The sequence below is a fragment of the Pseudomonas sp. 05T35 genome (assembly GCF_056396605.1).
In genome coordinates, this window is sequence record NZ_JBFTLU010000789.1 from 1 (window position 1) to 978 (window position 978).

The following is a 978-nucleotide window of genomic DNA, read 5'->3' on the forward strand; positions in this document are numbered from 1 at the left end:
ACGTTTCAACGTAGACATGATTCAGCACCTACGTGAATCAGGAGTGAAGGTACCCATCGTCACGACCAGTAGCTGGGGCGGCGACAGCCTGAGCTCCCTACCGGCCCTTACCGCCGGCGACCTGATCGACGTCCATAGCTACGGTGGCCCCGGGCAGCTAGAGAAAAACCCGCTCACCAGCGACGGTTTGCTGAACTGGATTGCCGCCGGCCAAGTCATAGGCAAACCTCTGACCGTCACCGAGTGGAACACTGAACCTTTCCCGACACCTGACCGCCACACGCTGCCACTCTATATGGCCGGCACCGCCAGCCACCAAGGCTGGGATGCGCTGATGCAATATGCCTACAGCCAGGAGCCGCTAACCGGCGAATGGATAACTGCCGACAACTGGCACGCCTATAACGACCCTGCAATGCTGGCCACCCTGCCCGCCGCCGCCTTGCTTTATCGCCGTGCAGACGTTCGCGAAGCAACAACGACCTATGTCTTCGCGCCGACGCCCAGCACCCTGTTCAACCAACGCATCACACCCGCCAACGCGGCTCTACTGCGCACAGCCATGGAGAAAGGCAAGCTGGAAATCGCCATGCCACAGACGCCGCAATTGCCCTGGTTGCAGCAGAGTGCTATCCCCAGCAATGCACAGGTGTTTCATGACCCCAACCAGTCGCTGCTGGACGCCAATGCCAGCGAGTCGACGACAGACACTGGCGAGTTAAAGCGCAACTGGAAACAAKGCATCTACACCATCAATACGCCCCGCACCCAAGCAGCAACCGGCTGGATCGGCGGCGAGTCGATCAGCCTTGGCAATATCCAGGTTCAAGTGAAGACCGCTAATGCCAGTGTGGTGGTGCAAAGCCTGGACGACGCGCCTGTCGGCCGATCGCAGGATTTACTGATTTCGCTGGGTACCCGTGCCATCCCCAAAGACGACAGCAAAACACCTTTTTATGTCGAGCCCCTCGAAGGCAC

The 978-nt window shown here is 59.3% G+C and carries 1 pseudogene; it reads left to right on the forward strand.

What is annotated here, in order from left to right:
- A pseudogene (locus AC1DH9_RS29855) lies at positions 1 to 978 on the forward strand (glycosyl hydrolase family 5); the annotation flags it as partial.